This is a genomic window from Mesocryomonas lacus (genome assembly GCF_055730135.2).
This window is the reverse complement of record NZ_JBUZWE020000049.1, coordinates 1-1,019: the sequence shown is the minus strand read 5'-3', so window position 1 is coordinate 1,019 and position 1,019 is coordinate 1. Positions and strand designations below refer to the sequence as shown.

Annotated in this window: 2 pseudogenes; both read left to right on the top strand. The window is 61.3% G+C overall.

Annotated elements, in window-relative coordinates:
• Positions 1 to 66: 66 nt before the first annotated feature.
• Positions 67 to 414: pseudogene (locus ACZLZY_RS24870) on the top strand (helix-turn-helix domain-containing protein); the annotation flags it as partial.
• Between the two features lie 26 nt (positions 415 to 440).
• Positions 441 to 1,019: pseudogene (locus ACZLZY_RS24865) on the top strand (IS630 family transposase); the annotation flags it as partial.

The following is a 1,019-nucleotide window of genomic DNA, read 5'->3' as shown; positions in this document are numbered from 1 at the left end:
CACTGACTCGTGGGGGATTCCCATAGCCGTTAGAATCTGAATCACTGTGGCGAACGGAGGTTTGTCATGGCGATACCGATTGCGCTTCGGACTGATTTTAAAAGCTCGGACCTTCGCCGATTGGCGCGGGCAGCGAAGGATGCAGCCCAGGCCAGGCGTCTTCTGGCGCTGGCGGCGATCTATGATGGCGGCTCTCGCACAGAGGCGGCCACGATCGGCAGCGTGACGCTTCAGATCGTGCGCGACTGGGTCATACGGTTCAACGCGCATGGGCCGGATGGGCTCATCAATATTAAAGCCCAGGGCAATCGGCCAAACTGAACGATGAGCAGCGCCAGGCTCTTTCGAAGATCGTCGAAGGCGGTCCCATCCCGGCAATCCACGGCGTCGTGCGCTGGTTACGCAAGGATCTGGCGCGGTGGATCTTCGAGGAATTCCGCATCTCGCTGGATGAGACTACGATCGGGCGCGAGCTGAAGGCGCTGGGCTTTGCCAAGCTCTCTGCCCGCCCGCGCCATCATGTCCAAAACGAGTTCGCGGTGGCCGCTTTCAAAAAGACTTTCCCGCCGAACTGGCAACCATCAAAGCCAAACTCGCGAAGGGAACAGAGATCGAACTCTGGTGGGCCGACGAAGCTCGCATAGGGCAAAAGAACAAGATTACTCGGCGCTGGGCCCGTCGCGGCACGCGGCCCTCGGCACCCCAGGACCAGCGCACGATGTGGGCCTACATCTTCGGGACGATCTGTCCAAAGAAGGGCAAGGGCGCGGGCCTCTTGCTACCCTGCTGCGACACCAGCGCGATGAACCAACATCTTGGCCGAGATCTCGGCGGCCGTCGATCCCGGCGCCCATGCAGTCCTCATTCTGGACCGCGCCGGCTGGCACACCACGCCCAAGCTCGTCGTCCCGCAAAATATCTCGCTGCTCTTCCTGCCGCCCTACTCGCCCGAACTGAACCTCGTCGAGAACATCTGGCAGTTCATGCGCGACAACTGGCTCTCCAACCGCGTCTTCGCC